Consider the following 18,909-nt stretch of genomic DNA (forward strand, 5'->3'; position numbering starts at 1 on the left):
CCAGCTTCCCGCCTCCCTACCCGTCGCTCTCCGTCCGCTTCTTCGGCTTGCTCGCGGCGAACTTAGCCAATCGGGCGGTCATGGCAGGGGGCGTGTTCGTCAGGATGTGGCGTGAGGCGGGGTTGCGCTCGGCGAAGGTGGCGACCCGATTGAAGAGTTCGCCGAACAGGTCCTCGGGCATGTCGAGGGCGGGGGTCAGGCGCACCGTGCGCTTGGAGCTGAGGCTGAGGTTGGCGAGGACCCGCGCTTCGTGCAGCTCACGCAGGGCGAGGATGGCGGTCGCCTCGAACACGAGTTCCTTGAGGACGCCGGGCAGCGGAAGGCCGACTATCGGTTTGAACTGCATGGCGAGGAGCAGCCCCTGGCCGCGCACGTCCTCGAAGAGTCGGGGGTGCTGTTGCTGAAGCGACCGCAGCCGCTCCAGGCCCAGGGCACCCAGCCGCGCGCTGCGGGCGGGGAGGTCCTGCTCGATCAGGTATTCGAGCGCCTTGAGGCCCACCGCCATCGCCAGCGCGTTCCCGCCGAAGGTGTTGGAGTGACGCTTGCTGCTCAGCCCGCCCAGCATCTTCTTGTAGATCGTGTGGCGCACTATGGTCGCGCCCACCGCTGTCATCCCGCCGCCCAGCGGCTTGGCGAGCGTCACGATGTCGGGGTCCAGGCCCTGCACCGCCGACTCGAACCAGTGCCCGGTGCGGCCCAGCCCGGTCTGAATCTCGTCCGCGATGCACACGATGCCGTGGCGGCGGCAGAGGTCCCCGACTCCGCGCAGGAAGCCGGGCGGGGGAATGTTCACACCGCCCTCGCCCTGGATGGGCTCGACGACCACCGCGACCACGTTGTCCGGCCCCAGCCGCCGGATCAGCCGGGTCAGCGCGTCCAAGTCACCATACGGGCTCGTCAGCGCGCCGGGAATCAGCGGGCGGAACACGTCCTGGTACTCGGGGTTGGGGGTCAGGCTCAGGCTGCCCAGCGTCTTGCCGTGGTAGCCACTGGAAAAGGAGATGTAGAACTTGCCCCGGGGCCGCCACGCCTTGGCGAACTTCAGCGCGCCCTCGATGGCCTCGGTGCCGCTGGAGCAGAAGAAGACCTGCGAGTCGGCGTGGGAGGGGAGTTCGCGGGCCAACAGCCGCACGAGGTTCGTCTGGAGGGCCGCCCGCCACGGACTGCTCGCCTGCTGGGGCAGGGTCTGCGCCCGGTTCTTCTCCATGAACTCCCGCACGAAGGCGGTAAGTACTGGGGGCATGTCCCCGAACGGCACCGCCGCGTACCCCGAGGCGTTGATGCGCCGCACGCCCTGCTCGTCCTCCAGTTCCCAGGGGGTGACCCGGTAAAAAGGCCCCGCGAGGCCCAGGAGATTCAGGCCGAACAGCAATTCCTCGTTGCCATAGCGGGTGTCGAGCGTGCGCGCCTGTTCGGGGCTGAACCGCTCGTCGAGCACGTCCTGCGCGCGGATGAAACCTGGGGGCAAGCTGCCTGTTGGGCCGGTCGTCACCGCGGCAGTCTAGCCCCCAGCGTTGGGGGACGTCCTGCCTGGGACTCAATCCACGTCCACGCCCAGTTCGGGATGCTGGGCCAGCTCCACCATCCGCGCCACCTGCTCGGGGAGGTTGCGGCCTAGGCTGAGGGGCGGCAGGGCATCCGGGGAGAACCAGCCGCTGTCCAGCGTCTCGGTGTTCCGGGGATGCTTGCCGGGATCACTCAACAACTCGCAGGCCACGAACACCTTGTACACAGCCCAGAGGTCGGGTGGATGGGTGTGCTTGCCCTTGTCGAGAAGGGCGAGGAGCCGGGTTGCCCGCACCTCCCGCCCCGTCTCCTCGCGCACCTCGCGCGCGGCGACCTCACGGGGACTGTCGCCGGGGTCCGCCCAGCCCCCCGGCAGACTCCACAGGCCGTCCACCTTCTCCCGCGTCAGCAGCACCTCGCCCCGGTCGTTGAGCACGACCGCTCGCACGTCCACCTTGGGCGTCAGGTAGCCCTGTTCCGCTCGCAGCAATTCGTGAACCTTGCCCGGTGACTGCCCGGTCTGCTCGGCCAGCAACTCCGCCGTCAGGGCCAGCAGCCGTTCGTAGCGGTCGCGGTCGTAGGGATCGCGGGTGTAGGTGAGGCCCGCCTGGGCAAGCGACTGGAGTTCGCGGAGCTGGGCGAGGGTCAGCACCCTGCCAGGCTATATCCTCCCCCCATGCGTCTGGTCAGAATCGAGCACGGGGGCGCCCCTCACTGGGGCCAGGTCGAGGGGGATACCGTCCACCTCACGCGCGGCATGGGCGGCGAGCGCACAGGGGAGACGGCGCCGCTGGAGGTTGCCCAACTCCTCGTCCCCGCCGAGCCCACCAAGATCGTCTGCGTGGGCCGCAACTACCTCGATCACATCCGCGAGCTGGGCAACGACAAGGGCGACCTGCCGAGCGAGCCGGGCCTCTTCCTGAAGGGGCCGAACGCGCTGGCTGAGCCGGGCGGCACGGTGGACTACCCTGCCTGGACACATAACTTCCACTTCGAGGGCGAACTCGCGCTGGTGATCGGGCGCCGGGCGCGGGACCTGGGGCCGGACAACGCGCTGGACGCCGTGCTGGGCTACACCTGCGGCCTAGACCTCACCGCCCGCGACCTTCAGAAGACCGACCTGCAATGGTTTCGTGCCAAGGCCGCAGACCGCTTCTGCCCCCTCGGCCCCTGGCTGGAGACGGACCTGGAGCCGGGCGACCTGCGTGTGCAAACCCGCGTGAACGGCGAGACCCGGCAGGACGGGCGGACGAGCCACATGATCTTTGACGTGGTGCAGATTCTGACCTACATCACCCGCTTCGTGACGCTGGAACCCGGCGACGTGGTCCTCACGGGCACGCCGGAGGGCGTCGGCCCGCTGCAAAAGGGCGATACCGTCGAGGTGGAGGTCGAGGGGGTCGGGGTTCTCACGACTCACATCGGATAGCGTCGCTGACACGATTTTTTGATGGCTCCACACGCTAGCCTGAGGTGTGCCCACCCGCCACTGTGCCCGCACGTTGGCCCTCGCGCTGCTCGCCTCCCTGACGGCGGGGGCGAGTCCGGCCACGGACCTCTTCGACGCCGCCACCCAGGCTGTGCAGAGCCGCTACTACGGCTGGTCCACCACTGACCGCAAGGAACTGGGCACTAAGTACGCCGCTGTCCTCGCCCAGAAGTGCGCCCCCCAGGGCGACGCCTGCGACTACACCACGGGGCGGACCGTTCTGAGTGACATGTTCACCGAACTCGGCGACCCCCACACCAACATCCGCGACGCAGAGGGGGCCGAGCGCATCGCGGAGGTCACCTTTGGCCGCGCCGTGAACCGGACGGGCCTGCGTGTCGTGCGGGTGGCTGGCGGCCTGCTCGTCGTATCCGTCATGCCGGGAAGCCCCGCCGAGGGTGCTGGGGTGCGCCGCTTCGACCTGCTGACCACCGTGAATGGCCAGGCCGCCGGGAAGGACGCGGCGGGCAAGAACCTCGCGGTGGGGCCGAACGAGTTTACGCGGCTGGAGCGGGCGGGCACGCCCCTGCGGGTGACCGTGCGCCGGGCGGGCCAGCCGGACCGCGACCTCACCCTGGGCACCGCCAGCCTCCAGGCGCGGGACGAGCCCACCCTGAGCTGGACCGGGCCGGAGGGCAAGACCGCCGTGATCGACTACCCGACCTTCCTGGCGAGCGACAGCTCCGAACTCTTCCTCAAGCGCGTCGGCGAGGCGCGGGACGCCGGGGCGAAGGCGCTGATCGTGGACCTGCGCTACAACGGCGGCGGGTCGCTGGACCAGTGCGTGGCCGCCGCCAGCACCTTCGGCCCCGTGCTGTACAAGACCCGCTGGCAGGGCGGGGGCTACACCTACGGCGGCCTGCTCGGCGAGGAGGTGCTCCCCTTCCTGGCCCGCGCCGCCCGCCCCGACCGCAACGTCTGGCCCGGCCCGCTCGCCGTCCTGGTCGGCCCCAACACCGCCTCCTGTGCCGAGGTCTTCACGTACTACGCCCGGCAGGCTGGGGCCATCGTCGTCGGCGAGAAGACGCGCGGGGTGGGCAACAGCGGCGTGGTCTTCCAGCCCATGCCGGACGGCGGCGTGCTGTCGGTGACCGTGCTGCGGGCGTACACCGACGGGGACCAGCCTCTCCCCGACGCCATCACCCCCGAAGTGGCGGCGCCCACTGACATTGGCGTGCTGACCACCGAGGGCCGCGATACCACACTAGAAGCCGCTCTCACCGCCCTGCGTGCCCTGGCTGGTCAGAAGCGGCCAATCGGGTCGGCGCAGACAGACCCCAGTCAGGCCCCTGACGCTACTCTGGGGGTGGGCACCCCGGGTGTGAACAGAAGGTAACGCCCGACCGCGTCCTGCACGGGAAGGCGCCCGTACACTAGAATCAATGCAGTCCTACCAGATCTTCCAGCGCGCTGAGCCCCGGCAAAGTGCGGCCCGCCCGACACAGGGGGTAGCCCATGAACAGATATGACGACCGCGCCCGCCTCGTGTTCCACTATGCCCGGGAAGAGGGCAACCGGCTGGGGCACGCGATGGTCGGCCCCGAACACCTCCTGCTCGGCCTGATGCGCGAGGGCGGCACCGCCGCAACCATCCTCACCGAGTTCGGCGCCTCGCTCGACGGCCTGCGCCGCCGCGTCGAGGAGATCATCGGCCGGGGCGAGGGCAACCGCCTGAACGACGCCCCCTCCATCACCCCCCGCGCCCGCCGCGTCATGGAACTCGCGTCCGCCGAGGCCCGTTCTCTCGGTGCGCAGGTCACCTCCACCGAGCACATCCTCCTGGGCATCATCCGCGAGGGGGACGGGGTGGCCTTCCGCATCCTCCAGGAACTCACCAAGGATGTGGACACGATCCGCTGGCGGGTGCTCGCGCAGGGGGACGGCAGCACCGGGGGCAAGACCGCCAAGCCGGTCGCCACGCCCTTTCTCGACGAGTACGGCCGTGACCTGACGAAGCAGGCCCGCGAGGGCAAGCTCGACCCGGTGATCGGCCGCTCGGAGGAGATCCGCCGCGTCACCCAGATCCTCACCCGCCGTACCAAGAACAACCCCGTCCTCATCGGCGACCCCGGCGTGGGCAAGACCGCCATCGTCGAGGGGCTCGCGCTCGCCATCCACGAGAAGCGGACGCCGCCCAACCTGCACGGCGTCCGCCTCGTCAGCCTCGACCTCTCGGGCGTCGTCGCCGGGACCAAGTACCGCGGCGAGTTCGAGGAGCGGCTGCGGCAGATCATTGAGGAACTCCGCAACGCCAAGGTCATGGCCTTCATCGACGAGCTGCACACCCTGGTCGGGGCGGGCGGTGCGGAGGGCACCCTCGACGCGGCGAACATCCTCAAGCCCGCCCTGAGCCGCGGCGAAATCCAGGTCATCGGCGCGACCACGACTGGCGAGTACCACCGCTACATCGAGAAGGACGCCGCCCTGGAGCGCCGCTTCCAGCCCGTGATCGTGCTGGAGCCCAGCCCCGCCGAGACGCTGCAAATCCTGCGCGGTCTGCGCCCCCGGTATGAGGAGCACCACGGCGTCCAGATTCCCGAGGCCGCCCTCGAACTCGCCGTCCGCATCGGCGAGCGCAGCCTCCCGGGCCGCAACTTCCCCGACAAGGCCATTGACCTCATCGACGAGGCGGCCAGCCGCGTCCGCCTCAACATGAGCGTTGGCCTCCCCGTCTCCGAGACCGAGGACGGCGAGCCGATGGTGGCCCGCGAGGACATTGAGAGTGTCATCAACTCGATGGGCGGCATCTACTCCGAGGAGTCGGCCGCGCAACTCAACGACCTCGAAGACCAGCTCAACGATCAGACCTACGGCCAGCCCGAGGCGGTCAAGGCGCTGTCGAGCGCCCTGCGCCGTGCCCGCGTTGGTCTGGGCGGACGCACCCGCGTTGCCGCCAGCTTCCTCTTCGTCGGCCCCAGCGGCGTGGGCAAGACGCACCTCGCCAAGGTCCTGGCCCGCACCCTCTTCGGCTCGGAGCGGTCGCTGATCCGGGTGGACATGAGCGAGTTCCAGGAGTCGCACTCCATCTCCAAGCTGATCGGTTCGCCTCCCGGCTACGTGGGCTTCGAGCAGGGCGGTCGCCTGACGGAGGCCGTGCGCCGCCAGCCCTTCTCGGTGATCCTGCTCGACGAGATCGAGAAGGCGCACCCCGACATCTACAACACCTTCCTCCAGGTGCTCGACGACGGCCGCCTCACCGACGGGCTGGGCCGCACGGTGGACTTCCGCCGCACGATCATCATCATGACGAGCAACACGGGCTTCAACGTGAACCCCACGGTGGGCTTCTCGCCCGTCACGCCCGACAACAACACGCCGCTGCGGCACATCTTCACGCCCGAATTCCTCGACCGCCTCGACGACGTGATTCGCTTCCGCCCGCTGGGCGAGGACGAACTCGTGCGCGTCGCGCAGCAGCTCATGGGCGAGATGCGCGAGGAACTCGCCAGCCGCGAGCTCAACGTCACCTTCGACCCCGCCATCGCCCCGTGGCTGGTCAGCAAGCTCAAGGCCCGCAGCCCCAAGCACGCGGTGGGCTCCAGCCGCCAGCTCCGCACCCTCGTCCGCGAGGAGATCGAGGACCCGCTGGCCCTGGAACTTATCGGCAATGCGGGTGAGGAACTGCGCGTGGTGCTGGGGACCGATGGCATCCAGTTCGAACGCGGGAAGACGGCGCCGCCGCAGATCCTGGCTTAAAGGCACTTAACCCAGCCGGGCGGAGCGACCCTATGTCCTCCGCCCAGTTCTTTTGGGTAGAGTTTCTGGCAAATGCAGGCCCTCTTGCTGGTCCTGGCCCTCCTCGGCTTCGTCCTGCCATTCAGCCAGTTCGTGCCCTGGCTCATGGAGAACGGCCTGAACCTGCCGCTGCTTGTCCGGGAGGCGGTGGCGACCCGCATCTCGGCTTTCGCGTGGGCCGATGTTCTCGTCAGCGCGCTGGCCGTGATCCTGCTGATCGTCGTTGAGGGGCGGCGCAGCGGCGTTCGTGGGTCCTGGGCGGCCATTCTCGGAACGCTGTGTGTCGGGCCTTCCTTCGGCCTGCCGCTGTTCCTGTACCTGCGTGAACGGCAGCGGACGCCCCGGTGAGCTCAGCGGTGCGAGCATTGGATTCCTGTGATGAGGCGCCTGGACCGCTACCATGCCCCCCATGACCAAGAGCATCGCCGCCTTTCAGGACGAATATGGCCGCATTACGGGCTGGCCCTCCGACCGCCGCCGGGCGCATCAGCTCGCCATTCTCGACTACCTTACAGGTCTCTTCGAGCCGGGTCGCCGTTACAGCGAGGATGAGGTGATAAGGGTGCTGCGTGACCACAGCACGCTGGAGGACCCCGGCGTGCTGCTCACCGAACTCGTGGATGGGGACTACCTCGACCGGGGAAACGGCACGTACTGGCGGGCGGACAGCAGGCCCAATGGCTAAAGTTACGACGAAATATATCTGTACGAGCTGCGGCTATCAGTCGGCAAAGCCCCTTGGCCGCTGCCCCAACTGCCAGGCGTGGAACTCCTTCGAGGAGGAGGTGCCGGTTGCCACCAGCTCAAAAGCGCGGGGCGGACTGGGAGGCGGCTATGGGGGCGTCTCGGGCGGTCGCCTCACTCCCCTCTCCACTGTCGGGCGGCGCGAGGAACCCCGCCTTCCCAGCGGCATCCCCGAACTCGACCGGGTGCTGGGTGGCGGTCTCGTGGCGGGCGGCGTCACCCTCATCGGTGGCGAACCCGGCATCGGCAAGAGCACGCTGCTCCTTCAGGTTGCCGACAAGCTGGCGCGGGGCGGTTCAACGGTCCTCTACGTCGCGGGCGAGGAGTCGCTGGAGCAGATTCGCCTGCGGGCCGACCGCCTCAATGTGGCCGCCGAGATTCAGCTCACCCGCGACACCCGCGCCGAACATATCGCCGCCCTGATGGCCGAGCATAAGCCCGCCCTGTGCATCGTGGATTCCATCCAGACGGTGACCGTCGAGGGGGACGGCACCCCCGGCGGCGTCGCCCAGGTGCGCGAGGGGACGGCCCTGCTGACCCGCGCCGCCAAGGAGACCGGAACGGCTACTGTCCTCGTCGGTCACGTCACCAAGGAGGGCACCGTCGCCGGGCCGAAGGTGATGGAACACATCGTCGACACGACGGTGTTCCTGGAAACGGTCGGCTCCTTCCGCCTGCTCAGGAGCGTGAAAAACCGCTTCGGTCAGGCCGGGGAACTGGGGGTCTTCGAGATGCGGGGCGAGGGGCTGGTCGCCGTCGAGAACCCCTCCGCCGCCTTCCTCGCCGAGCGGCCCGTCGGCGTGCCCGGCAGTGTCGTCGCCGCCACCATCGACGGTCAGCGCCCCATGTTGCTCGAAGTCCAGGCGCTCGCGGCAAAGACGCCCTACCCCAACCCCCGCCGGGTGGTGGTCGGTCTTGACCCCCGCCGGGTGGACGTGGTGCTCGCCGTGTTGGAACGCCGTCTGGACCTCACGTTGGGCGGGCTGGACGTGTACGTCAACCTGGCGGGCGGCCTGAAGGTGCCCGACCCCGGCCTCGACCTCCCGGTGGCGCTCGCGGTGTACTCCGCCGTCGTGGGGCGCGCCCTGCCGGGCAATGTCGCCGTTTTCGGAGAAGTTGGTCTGGCGGGCGAGGTCCGCTCGACCCAGGGTGCCCTGCGCCGCGCCGAGGAGGCCCGCCGCGCGGGTTACCGCAACCTGATCGTGCCCCCCGGCCTGGATGGGCGCGAGGGCGTCCGCAGTGTGGAGGAGGCCGTGGGGCTCGTCTGGAAGGCAACGAATTGAAGAGCTTGCTTTCGTAAAGGTATAGAGATGTGAAGGAGTGCATAGAGGTTTGGTCAAGAAAAAGGCGCCCGGCTGAGATGTGTCTGTTGGAATCTCGGGTCACACTGGGGTCACTTATGAAGAAGACCCTGCGAATTCTGACCGTCACCGCCCTGCTCGCCGCGCCCACGAGTGTCCTCGCCCAGACCGACACGGATACGACGGGCACGGGCACCACCGATACGACGGGAACCACGACCGATACCACGGGCACCGATACTACGGGGACGGATACGACCGGGACGGATACCACAGGCACCGACACGACGGGCACGGACACGACTGGGACCGATACCACGGGCACAGACACCACTGGGACCGACACGACGGGCACGGATACCACGACCACGGATACGACGGGCACGACCGATACGACCGGAACGGATACGACGGGGACGACCGATACCGCCGGGACCACCGACACCACCACAACGACGGACACCACGGCCACGACCACCAACCGCGGAACCGACTGGGGCTGGCTGGGCCTCGCCGGTCTGCTGGGCCTGGCGGGCCTGGGTGGACGCCGCGCCACGACCGCGCGCCGGGTGGACACCACGACGACCACCACGCGCCGTTAACTTTCCAGCAAATAGCCGCCGCCCGTGCTTGGGCGGCGGCTGTTTTTATCTGACGGCTGAAAGCCTTAGTTCAGCACCCCGGTCTCGAAGTCGAACTTCTGGCCGTCGTAATCCACGGTCAGCGAGCTGCCCTCGGGCACGCGGCCAACCAGGATTTCGCGGGCGAGGGGCGTCTCGATCTCGCGGGCGATGGCGCGCTTGAGGGGACGGGCACCGAAGGCGGGGTCGTAGCCCACCTGGGCCAGGTGGTCCTTGGCCGCCTCGGTGAGGTGCAGCGTGACGCGGCGCTCGGCGAGGCGCTTACGCAGGCCGGTCATCTGAATGTCGACGATCTTGTGCAGGTCAGCGGGGGTCAGCGCGTCGAAGACGATGATGTCGTCCACGCGGTTCAGGAACTCCGGGCGGAAGTTCTGCCCAAGCACGCCCAGCACCTGCTCGCGGATGCTCTCGGCGCTATCACCCCGGGCCTGGGCCTCCAGGATCAGCGGCGAGCCGATGTTGCTCGTCATGATGATCAGCGTGTTGCGGAAGTCCACCGTGCGGCCCTGGCCGTCCGTGAGGCGGCCGTCGTCCAGCACCTGAAGCAGCACGTTGAACACGTCCGGGTGGGCCTTCTCGATCTCGTCGAGCAGGATCACCGCGTAGGGACGGCGCCGCACGGCCTCGGTGAGCTGGCCGCCCTCCTCGTAGCCCACGTAGCCGGGAGGGGCCCCGATCAGGCGAGCGACGGTGTGCTTCTCCATGTATTCACTCATATCGAGCCGGACCATCGCGTCGGTCGAGTCGAACAGGAATTCGGCCAGCGCCTTCGCCAACTCGGTCTTGCCCACCCCCGTCGGCCCCAGGAACATGAAGGAACCCAGCGGACGGTTGGGGTCGTTCAGACCGGCGCGGGCGCGGCGGATGGCGTCAGCCACGCTCACGATGGCGCGGTCCTGGCCGATCACCCGCTGGTGAAGCTGCTCTTCCAGGTGCAGCAGCTTCTCGCGCTCGCCCTCCATCAGCTTGCTGACCGGAATGCCTGTCCAGCGGCTCACGACGGCGGCGATGTCCTCCTCGGTCACTTCCATGTGCGCGAACTCGGCGCCCTTGAGCTTGCGCTCCAGCTCCTGCACCTCGCGCTCCAGTTGCGGCAGACGGCCGTACTCCAGCTCGGCAGCTCGCCCGAGGTCGTACTCCCGGCGCGCCTTCTCGATGTCGGTACGGACCTGGTCCAGCGCCTCACGCTTCTCGCGCAGGGCCTGCACCTCGCCGCGCTCGGCCTCCCAGCGGCTGCGAACCTCGGCTAACTCGTCGGTGATCGCCCGCAGCGAGTCCTCGATGTCGAGCAGGCGGTTTTGGGAATCCTGGTCCTTCTCGCGCTTCAGGGCTTCGCGCTCGATCTCCAGTTGCAGCTTGCGCCGCTGGAGCTGGTCGATGCGCTCAGGGCTGGATTCCAGCGCCATCCGCAGCCGGGCGGCCGACTCGTCGATCAGGTCGATGGCCTTGTCGGGCAGTTGCCGGTCGCTGATGTAGCGGTGGGACAGTTGCGCGGCGGCCACGAGCGCGGGGTCGGTGATCTCCACATTGTGGTGAACCTGATACCGCTCCTTGATGCCGCGCAGGATGGAGATGGTGTCCTCCACGCTGGGCTCGTCCACGAAGACGGGCTGGAAGCGGCGCTCCAGGGCGGGGTCCTTTTCGATCTCGCGGTACTCGTCGAGGGTGGTCGCGCCGATCAGGTGCAGTTCGCCGCGCGCCAGGGCGGGCTTGAGCATGTTGCCCGCGTCGGGGCTGCCCTCAGTTTTACCCGCGCCGACGATGGTATGGATCTCGTCCACGAAGAGGATGACCTCGCCTGCGGACTGCACGACCTCGTCAATCACGCCCTTGAGGCGCTCCTCGAACTCGCCGCGGAACTTGGCGCCCGCGAGCAGGCTGCCCATCTCCAGCGAGACGATGCGCTTGTTCTTGAGCCCCTCGGGCACGTCGCCCTTCACGATGCGGATGGCGAGGCCCTCGGCGATGGCGGTCTTGCCCACGCCGGGCTCACCGATCAGCACGGGGTTGTTCTTCGTGCGGCGCAGGAGAATCTGCATGACACGGCGAATCTCCTCGTCGCGGCCGATCACGGGGTCGAACTTGCCGTCGCGGGCGCGCTGGGTGAGGTCGGTGCCGTACTTCTCCAGCGCCTCGAATTGTTGTTCAGCGGTTTTGGTGGTCACGGTCTTTCCTTTCCGGGCGCCTTGCACGGCCTGGCGCAGCGCGGCCTCGGCGGGCAGGCTGGGTACGCGGCTCTCGCGGCGCAGGGCGAGGAGCAGCGTGTCGGCGGCGATAAAGGCGTCGCCGAAAGTCTTGGCCTCCTCCTCGGCCTTTTGAAGGGCTCGGTTCAGCGCGGGGTCGAGGTACAGATTGTCACCGCCCCCCTGCACGCGCGGCAGACGGGCGATCTCTCCGTCCAGCTCGGTGCGAAGGGTCTTCACATCGGCCCCCGCGGCAGTGAGCGCGCGGGCGGCGGTGTCGTTGTCGGTCAGCGTCCGCAGCACGTGCGCGACGGTGAGGTTCTGCTGGTGGTTGGTCTGGGCGAGTTGCTGCGCGGCGGCCAGGGCCTGCGTGGCAGCTTCGGTGAAACGTTCGGGATTCAAGAGGGGTACCTCCGTGGGACAAATGCCTTCAGTACCCCTATTGTGCAACTTGAGTGTGGTTATGTCAAGTTTGTGGAGTGTTAAGAGCTGTGTTCTCTCCCACGGGCCTCACCGCCCAGAAGGCGCAAAGCGTCCGCCCTCTGCCCGAGTCAGGAGGCCGCCAATGAACTCGCCCATACCCTCGGCTGTGATCGGCTGGTCGTTCCAGGTCCCCTCGCCCCGCACCGGCCCCTCCCAGTAGGCGACCGAGGTGTTCCTCGTCAGCAACTCCTGCTCGTCGCGCACGGCGTCCAGGGTGAGGGTCAGGCCGGGGGCGCTCACGGTCCACCCCAGTACGTACTCGCGCCCGCTGGGGCTGCGGTACACCCGGCCCGGTGTCATGGTCACGTTCGGCACCTCGCGTGCCACACCCGCCTGATCCACCCGCGAGCCTGCCACCTGCACCACTTTCCCGGAGGCATCTCGCACCCGGTAGAGCATCAGGTCCGAGCCGTCCGAGAGGTGCAGCCCGAACCAGTCCCAGCGGGCCTGTGCGCCGGGCTGCTGGTCACCCCACTGGTGGTCGAGCCACACCAGCCCCCTCGCTTCGCGCGTCTCTCCCCCCGCCAGCGCCACCGTGCCGCTCGCCTCCAGCCGGGTGATGCTCTGGTAGTACAGCCGCCCGGTTTCACGAGTGCCCGAGTAGCCGGGCGGATGCACGACGAGCCCCTTGAGCGGCTTGAGCGTGAGGTTCAGCGGTCCGGCGGCGAGCTGGAAACTCCCGTCTGGCTGCTGGTTCAGGCGCCACTGGCCCTGCTCGACGCGCAGGGGCGGAAAGCCGTAACGGGTGCTCTGCGACTCGTTCTCGAACAGATTCAGGGTGTTCGCCCGCAGGTCGGCGACCGCGAGGTGCCCGGCATGGTAGGGAATGCCCCGGTAGTTGACCTTGAACTGCGCCCAGTGGAAGGCCAGCCCCGACTCGGGCAGATACCCGGAGACGTACCACCACTCCGTCGCCACATTGTGCGGCCCGAAGTCTGACGGCTGCGGCTGGCGGTTGGGATCGAAGGCCTCGGGGGGGGGCAGGCACGACGAGAGCAGGGTGGCGGAGGCCAGCGCCAGCAGGGGGAGCGTCTGGAGTCTCATGGCTCACCGTACCCGGTCCTGTCCCGGCGCTCGGTGGGCACCCGCACAGGAAAGGGGCCGCCCCCACATCGGAGGCGGCCCTGCATCTTGAATCTTTCTTTACTCGTCGCCCAGGTAGGCCTTGCGGACACTCTCGTCCTGGGCGATCTGGGCCGCCGGGCCGCTGAGGCGGATCTCGCCCGTCTGGAGCACGTAGGCGCGGTTGGCGATGGCGAGCGCCATGCTCGCGTTCTGCTCCACCAGCAGGATGGTCGTGCCGCGCTCCTTGTTCAGCTGCTCCACGATGTCGAAGATCGCCTCCACGAAGAGGGGCGAGAGGCCCATCGAGGGCTCGTCCAGCAGCAGGAGTTTCGGGTTGACCATCAGCGCGCGGGCAATCGCCAACATCTGCTGCTCGCCGCCCGACATCGTGCCGCCGAGCTGCCCCTCACGTTCCTTGAGGCGGGGGAACAGTGCGAAGGCTTCCTGAATCCGCTCCTCGATCACCCGGCGGTCGGTCACGGTGTACGCCCCGACCTCCAGGTTCTCGCGCACGGAGAGCTGCCCGAAGATGCGCCGCCCCTCCGGCACGTGGCTCATGCCGCGCCCCATGATGACGTGGGCGGGCACGCCGCTGACGTTCTGGCCCTGGTACACCACCTGGCCGTGGCGGGGCTTCATCATGCCGCTGACCGTCCGCAGGGTGGTCGTCTTGCCCGCCCCGTTGCCGCCGATCAGGGCCACGATCTCGCCCTCGTTCACCGCGATGTTCAGGCCCTTGAGAGCGTGGATGTGGCCGTAGTAGGTGTGGACGTCGCGCAGCTCCAGCAGCGGGGTACCGATCTCCTGCCTGGTCTGCGGCATCGTTTGCGTCTCAGGCATTCGGTCTCGCCTCCTTGCCGTACTCGCCCGCCGCCGCGCCGCGGCCCAGGTACGCCTCCATCACGCGCGGGTCGTTGCGGACCTGGTGGGGGAGCCCCTCGCTAATCTTCGTCCCGTAGTCGAGCACGGTGATGTTCTCCGACAGCGTCATCACCAGGCGCATGTCATGTTCGATCAGAACCACCGTCACCCCCAGGTCGTCGCGGATGCGGCGGATCAGGGCCTTGAGGTCCTCCGTCTCGCGCGGGTTCATGCCCGCCGCCGGTTCGTCCAGCAGGATCAGCTTGGGCGTGGTGGCGAGCGCCCGGGCGATCTCCAGCCTGCGCTGGTCGCCGTAGGGGAGGTTCGTCGCCAGTTCGTTCCGCCATTTGCTCAGCCCCACGAAGTCCAGCATCACGCGGGCCGTCTCGCGCGCCTCGGCCTCGGTCTGGTGGAAGGTGCCGGTCCGCAGCACGGCGTCCCAGAACCCCACCTTCAGCCGGGAATGCCGTCCCACCATGATGTTCTCCTCGGCCGTCATGGTGGAGAAGAGCCGGATGTTCTGGAAGGTGCGGGCGATCCCGGCGGCGGCGATCTGGTCGGGCCGCAGGCCCACGAGTTCCTCCCCGGCCAGCCGGATGGTGCCCCGGTCCGGGCTGTAGATGCCCGTGATCAGGTTGAAAAAGGTCGTCTTGCCCGCCCCGTTCGGCCCGATCACCGAGATAATGCTCTGGGGCGGCACCTGGAAGGTCACGTCGTTCACGGCGGTCAGGCCGCCGAAGGTCTTTGTGACCCCCTGCACATTGAGGATGGGGCCGGAACCCATCATTCTGCTCGCGGTCACCTGGTTCCTCCTGCCCGGTCCTCTTCCTTCTGGGGGGCGAATCCGGCGCTGTACACTTCGCCGCCCGTGGTGAGCGCCCCGGCGTTGCCCTGCGCGCTCTCGTCCTCCTGGTTGTCCTCCTGGTGCAGTTCCAGCGTGCGGCGGCGGTTGGGAAGCAGCCCCTCGGGGCGCAGCAACATGATCGTCACCAGGATGACGCCGAACACCAGCCGCTGAAGCTGCCCCGGGTTCACCTGCTGCGGAATCCACGCCACGTTGGAGGTCGCCTCGCCCAGCCCGGGCAGAATTCGCAGGTTGAGCAGCGTCACCACCGCCGCGCCCAGAATCACGCCGGGGAAGGACCCCATGCCGCCCAGGATCACCATGGCGAGCACGCCGATGGACTGGAACAGGTTGAAGCTCTCCGGGCTGATGAAGGTCTGCTTGGCCGCGAAGATCATGCCCATCGCGCCCGCGAAGGAGGCCCCGGTCGCAAAGGCGATCAGCTTCGTCTGCACCAGGGGCACGCCCATCGCCTGCGCCGCGACCTCGTCGTCGCGGATGGCGATCCAGGCCCGCCCGATGCGCGAGCGGTCCAGGCGGATGTTCACCGTCAGGATCAGGGCGATCATGACCAGCACGAGCAGGTACAGGAACAGCAGGTAGTACTGGTCGGGCTGGAAGCCCAGCGCCCCTGCCAGCCGGTCGAACCACGGCACGGGCGCGCTCTTGATCGGCGTGATGCCCTGCGAGCCCGCCGTGAACAGGTCGAGGTTGTTCGCCAGCACCCGGATTACCTCGCCCAGCCCCAGCGTGATGATGGCGAGGTAGTCCCCTTTGAGCCGCAGCACCGGCAGGCCGATCAGGACGCCCACGATGGCGGCGGCCATGACGCTCAGCGCCAGGAACAGCCAGAAGAAGTTGCCATTGATGCCCGTCGCCAGCCCCTGGGCGTGAAAGGCGTTCAGCACGAGGAGCGCGCGGCCCGTCAGCAGCACCCCCGCGACCAGCCCGAAGCTCGCCAGCCCGAAACTCCAGGTCGAGAGCCGGGTGGGCCGCACGATGCGGCGCCGGATGTACACCATGCTCGCCGCCGTTACCGCCGTCAGGAAAAGCCCGAAGGCCAGCGTGGCCGCGTTCGTGGCGCCGGGGTTCTCGCCGTAGTAGCGCAGAATCTCGCCAAAACGTGGGCTGCCGAAGATGCCCCAGGTGTAGGCGCCCACCGCGAAAAAGGCCACGTACCCCAGGTCGAGCAGGCCCGCCAGCCCCACCACGATGTTCAGGCCCAGCGCGAGCGCCGCGAAGATCATGATCTGGATACTGAGGTCGAGCAGGCTGGTGTCCTCCTGCCCGGCCCACGGCAGCACCAGGAGCAGGCTGCCCAGGCCGACCAGCGCCTTGGCCCAGGGTGCAGCGCGCCACAGGTACGCGAACAGCACGTTGGCGAGGAAGAGCGAGACGACGACCGCCTCCACGATGGGATTCTGAAGCAGACTGCCCACACCACCCAGAGTGCCGATCAGATCGCCGTTGTGCGACAGCAGCAGCAGGCCGCTCGTGACCAGGAAGATCAGCAGGAGCAGGCTGGTCCGTTCCGGCGCGGGCCGGGCGCGGCGCGGGGCCGACGGGTTGGCAGCCGTCATACCTTCTCCACATTGCTCTTGCCGAGCAGGCCGGTCGGTTTGAAGATCAGGATCAGGACGAGCACGATAAAGGCCCCGATGCGCTGGTACGAGGCGTTGATGGATTCCAGGTTAGCGATATGTAGCAGGCTCCCGAACACGTTGGTCACGCCGATCAGGTTCTGAATCACGCCCAGCACCAGCCCGCCCAGCACCGCGCCCGGAATGGAGCCGATGCCGCCCAGCACGGCAGCCGTGAAGGCGATGATGCCCGGATCGAAGCCCGAGTAGGCGTTCACGGTGCCGAACTTCATGCCGAACAGCACGCCGCTGATGCCGCCCAGCGCCCCGCCGATCAGGAAGGTCGCACTGATCATGCGGTTGGCGTCGATGCCCATCAGACCGGCAGTGACCCGGTCCTGCGCGACGGCGCGGATCGCCTTGCCCAGCCGGGTGCGGTTCACCAGGTAGTTGAGCACGCCCAGGCTGAGCAGCGAGACCACGATCAGAATCACGTCTTTGAGCTGGAGGTCGATGCCGACCGTCCGCAGGACGTTGCCAACGGCGGCGCAGGAACTCTCCGCCGCGCAGAACTTGCCGCTGAAGCCTGCGGGCAGTGTGTACGTGAGGTCGAATCTCCCCTGGAAGCCCTCGATGATCCTCAGCACGTCCTGGAGGATCAGCGACACGCCGATGGCGGTGATCAGCGGCACCAGCTTGGGGGCATTCCGCAGCGGGCGGTACGCCAGCCGCTCGATGAGCACGTTCAGCAGGCCCGAGACGGCCATCGCGGCGACAAGGGCGATCAGCAGCTTGAGGTAGCCGTTCATGGGGCTGGGCGCGAGGACCCGGAAGATCTCAAAGCCCACGACCGCACCGGTCACGAAGACTTCCGAGTGCGCGAAGTTAATGAGCTGCAGCACGCCGTACACCATCGTGTATCCCAGCGCGATGATGGCGTACACAAAGCCCAGCACGAGGCCGCCCACAATCACGTTCACGATGAATGGCAGCAGTGTGGCGAGGTCCAAAGTCAGAACTCCTCTCTCGGTTGGTCCGGGGGATGGGGCGAAGACGGCGGGTGGTCACGCGGCGCAGGGAAAGAACCTTCCGCACACGGTAGCGCACCTCACGGCGCCCGGTCAGCCTCCGGCACAGCCCATCCCCAAAAAAAGGAGCCGGGCATGATGCCCAGCCCCAGGATTCGCGGGGGAGAGGTCGGGAATGGACTTCGCTCGGCCTTCCCCCGCCGTCTGGAACGGTGGACGGCGGCGTTACTGCCGCGCGGGCTTGACCGGAATGCGGGTGGCGAGCTTGTACTTGCCGCCCTGCACGTTCATCACGTACAGGGTGGCCGCCGTGCGGTCACCGACGCTGTTGAAGCTGACGTTGCCGGAGAGCAGGCCCGTGAAGCTGCCCTTGCGGATCGCCGTCTCCACCTGCTGGCGGGTGGGCGCCTTGTTGCCGTTGGCCTTGGCCGCGTTCAGGATGCCCTGGAGCACCACCTTGGCGGCGTCGTAGCCGAAGGCCCCGAAGCCCTGCGCCTGGTCCTTGAAGGTCTTCTGGAAGTTGGTGGCGAACACCCGCGCGGCGGGCAGCGCCTCGATGGGTGCGGCGACCGTCGTGAAGTAGATGTTGTTCGCGCCCGTCCCGGCGATGGTCGCCAGCTCGGAGCTGTCCAGACCGTCCCCGCCGACGACCGGGGTGTTGACGCCCGCGTCGCGGAGCTGCTTGATGAACACGCCCACCTGGTTGTAGATGCCGCCGAAGTAGATCGCGTCGGGGTTCTGAAGGCGGATCTTGGAGACGATGCCGGAGAAGTCGCTCTTCTCCTCGGTACCCTCGTTGGCGACCACCTGGATGTTCTTGGCCTTCAGCGCCTTCTCGACTTCCTTCGCCAGGCCCTCGCCGTAGGCGGTCTTGTCGTTCAGGATGTAGACCTTCTTGGCCTTGAGGTTGCCGGTGATGAAGTTCGCGCCCGCCGGGCCCTGCGCGTCGTCGCGGGCGACGATGCGGTTCATGTTGCTCAGGCCGCGGTCGGTGACATTGTTGGCGGTGTTGGCGGGGCTGACCATCGCCACGCGGCTGGCGGCCAGGGCGGCGCTGGAGGGGATGGCGACGCCGGAGTTCAGCGTGCCCACCACGGCGAGAATTTGCCGGTCGGCAGCAATCTTGCGCGCCTGAGCGGTGCCGGTCGCCGGGTCGGCCTGGTCGTCGTAGGCAACGAGCTGCAGGTTCAGGCCCAGCTTCTGGAACTGCGCCTTGTACTCGTTCACGGCGAGCTGCGCGCCGTTGCGAATCTGGGTGCCCAGGTCGCTCTGCCCGCCCGAGAGGGGCGAGAGCGTGGCGATCTTGACGGTCGTCTGGGCGCTGGCAGTCCCCAGGGCCAGGGCAGCCAGAACGGAGAGGCTCAGGGCGGATTTCTTCATGCGTCCTCCGGGGTGTTGCGCGGTATGCGCGGTGGTTGAGATGGCGCTGATTCTAGGCAGGTTATAAAG

Annotated in this window: 16 protein-coding genes; 7 read left to right on the plus strand and 9 right to left on the minus strand. The window is 68.0% G+C overall.

Going from position 1 to position 18,909, the window contains the following annotated elements:
• Positions 1-16: 16 nt before the first annotated feature.
• Both F784_RS0104815 and F784_RS0104820 read right to left on the minus strand, forming a co-directional pair.
• On the minus strand, positions 17-1,492 hold the full coding sequence (locus tag F784_RS0104815) for an aspartate aminotransferase family protein (RefSeq protein ID WP_157465013.1): 1,476 nt from the start codon (positions 1,490-1,492) through the stop codon (positions 17-19).
• Positions 1,493-1,537: 45 nt separating this feature from the next.
• Positions 1,538-2,158: an NUDIX hydrolase gene (locus F784_RS0104820; protein ID WP_019585577.1), complete on the minus strand. Its 621-nt coding sequence runs from the start codon at positions 2,156-2,158 to the stop codon at positions 1,538-1,540.
• Between the two features lie 24 nt (positions 2,159-2,182).
• Here F784_RS0104820 and F784_RS0104825 point away from each other — a divergent pair, with 24 nt between their 5' ends.
• The 7 genes from F784_RS0104825 to F784_RS22335 all read left to right on the plus strand — a co-directional run bounded on the left by F784_RS0104825 (position 2,183) and on the right by F784_RS22335 (position 9,377).
• A complete protein-coding gene (locus tag F784_RS0104825; protein ID WP_019585578.1) occupies positions 2,183-2,935 on the plus strand; it encodes a fumarylacetoacetate hydrolase family protein in 753 nt (250 codons plus the stop codon).
• 46 nt (positions 2,936-2,981) lie between these two features.
• A complete protein-coding gene (locus F784_RS0104830; RefSeq protein WP_245557760.1) occupies positions 2,982-4,331 on the plus strand; it encodes a S41 family peptidase in 1,350 nt (449 codons plus the stop codon).
• Positions 4,332-4,450: 119 nt separating this feature from the next.
• Complete coding sequence (locus tag F784_RS0104835) at positions 4,451-6,691, plus strand: ATP-dependent Clp protease ATP-binding subunit (protein WP_019585580.1); 2,241 nt, start codon at positions 4,451-4,453, stop codon at positions 6,689-6,691.
• A 72-nt stretch (positions 6,692-6,763) separates the two neighbouring features.
• Positions 6,764-7,078: a DUF2834 domain-containing protein gene (locus F784_RS0104840; protein ID WP_019585581.1), complete on the plus strand. Its 315-nt coding sequence runs from the start codon at positions 6,764-6,766 to the stop codon at positions 7,076-7,078.
• A 61-nt stretch (positions 7,079-7,139) separates the two neighbouring features.
• Complete coding sequence (locus tag F784_RS0104845; protein WP_019585582.1) at positions 7,140-7,415, plus strand: DUF2087 domain-containing protein; 276 nt, start codon at positions 7,140-7,142, stop codon at positions 7,413-7,415.
• Positions 7,408-8,757, plus strand: coding sequence for a DNA repair protein RadA (radA, locus tag F784_RS0104850; protein WP_026332276.1), 1,350 nt, complete (start codon positions 7,408-7,410; stop codon positions 8,755-8,757). Before F784_RS0104845 ends, radA begins: the two co-directional genes overlap by 8 nt.
• Before the next feature lie 116 nt (positions 8,758-8,873).
• The gene (locus tag F784_RS22335) at positions 8,874-9,377 is read left to right on the plus strand and encodes a hypothetical protein (RefSeq protein WP_019585584.1); all 504 of its coding nucleotides are present in this window, start codon (positions 8,874-8,876) and stop codon (positions 9,375-9,377) included.
• 65 nt (positions 9,378-9,442) lie between these two features.
• Here the strand turns inward: F784_RS22335 and clpB are convergent, their stop codons facing one another.
• The 7 genes from clpB to F784_RS0104890 form a co-directional block, all read right to left on the minus strand.
• On the minus strand, positions 9,443-12,001 hold the full coding sequence (gene clpB / locus F784_RS0104860; RefSeq protein WP_019585585.1) for an ATP-dependent chaperone ClpB: 2,559 nt from the start codon (positions 11,999-12,001) through the stop codon (positions 9,443-9,445).
• A 108-nt stretch (positions 12,002-12,109) separates the two neighbouring features.
• Entirely contained in the window at positions 12,110-13,126 is a 1,017-nt protein-coding gene (locus F784_RS0104865) for a lipocalin family protein (protein ID WP_019585586.1), read from the minus strand.
• Between the two features lie 99 nt (positions 13,127-13,225).
• Positions 13,226-13,987: an ABC transporter ATP-binding protein gene (locus tag F784_RS0104870; RefSeq protein ID WP_019585587.1), complete on the minus strand. Its 762-nt coding sequence runs from the start codon at positions 13,985-13,987 to the stop codon at positions 13,226-13,228.
• Positions 13,980-14,795 (minus strand): ABC transporter ATP-binding protein, encoded by an 816-nt coding sequence (locus tag F784_RS0104875; protein WP_019585588.1) that lies wholly within the window; start codon positions 14,793-14,795, stop codon positions 13,980-13,982. Before F784_RS0104875 ends, F784_RS0104870 begins: the two co-directional genes overlap by 8 nt.
• A gap of 11 nt (positions 14,796-14,806) precedes the next feature.
• Positions 14,807-16,432, minus strand: coding sequence for a branched-chain amino acid ABC transporter permease (locus tag F784_RS0104880; RefSeq protein ID WP_019585589.1), 1,626 nt, complete (start codon positions 16,430-16,432; stop codon positions 14,807-14,809).
• Positions 16,429-17,442 (minus strand): branched-chain amino acid ABC transporter permease, encoded by a 1,014-nt coding sequence (locus tag F784_RS0104885; RefSeq protein ID WP_019585590.1) that lies wholly within the window; start codon positions 17,440-17,442, stop codon positions 16,429-16,431. The genes F784_RS0104880 and F784_RS0104885 overlap by 4 nt, the downstream gene beginning before the upstream one ends.
• A 243-nt stretch (positions 17,443-17,685) precedes the next feature.
• Positions 17,686-18,840, minus strand: a complete 1,155-nt coding sequence (locus F784_RS0104890; RefSeq protein WP_019585591.1) for a branched-chain amino acid ABC transporter substrate-binding protein — start codon at positions 18,838-18,840, stop codon at positions 17,686-17,688.
• Between the last annotated feature and the right edge of the window lie 69 nt (positions 18,841-18,909).

Origin of the sequence: Deinococcus apachensis DSM 19763 (assembly GCF_000381345.1) — a bacterium.
Lineage (GTDB): Bacteria > Deinococcota > Deinococci > Deinococcales > Deinococcaceae > Deinococcus > Deinococcus apachensis.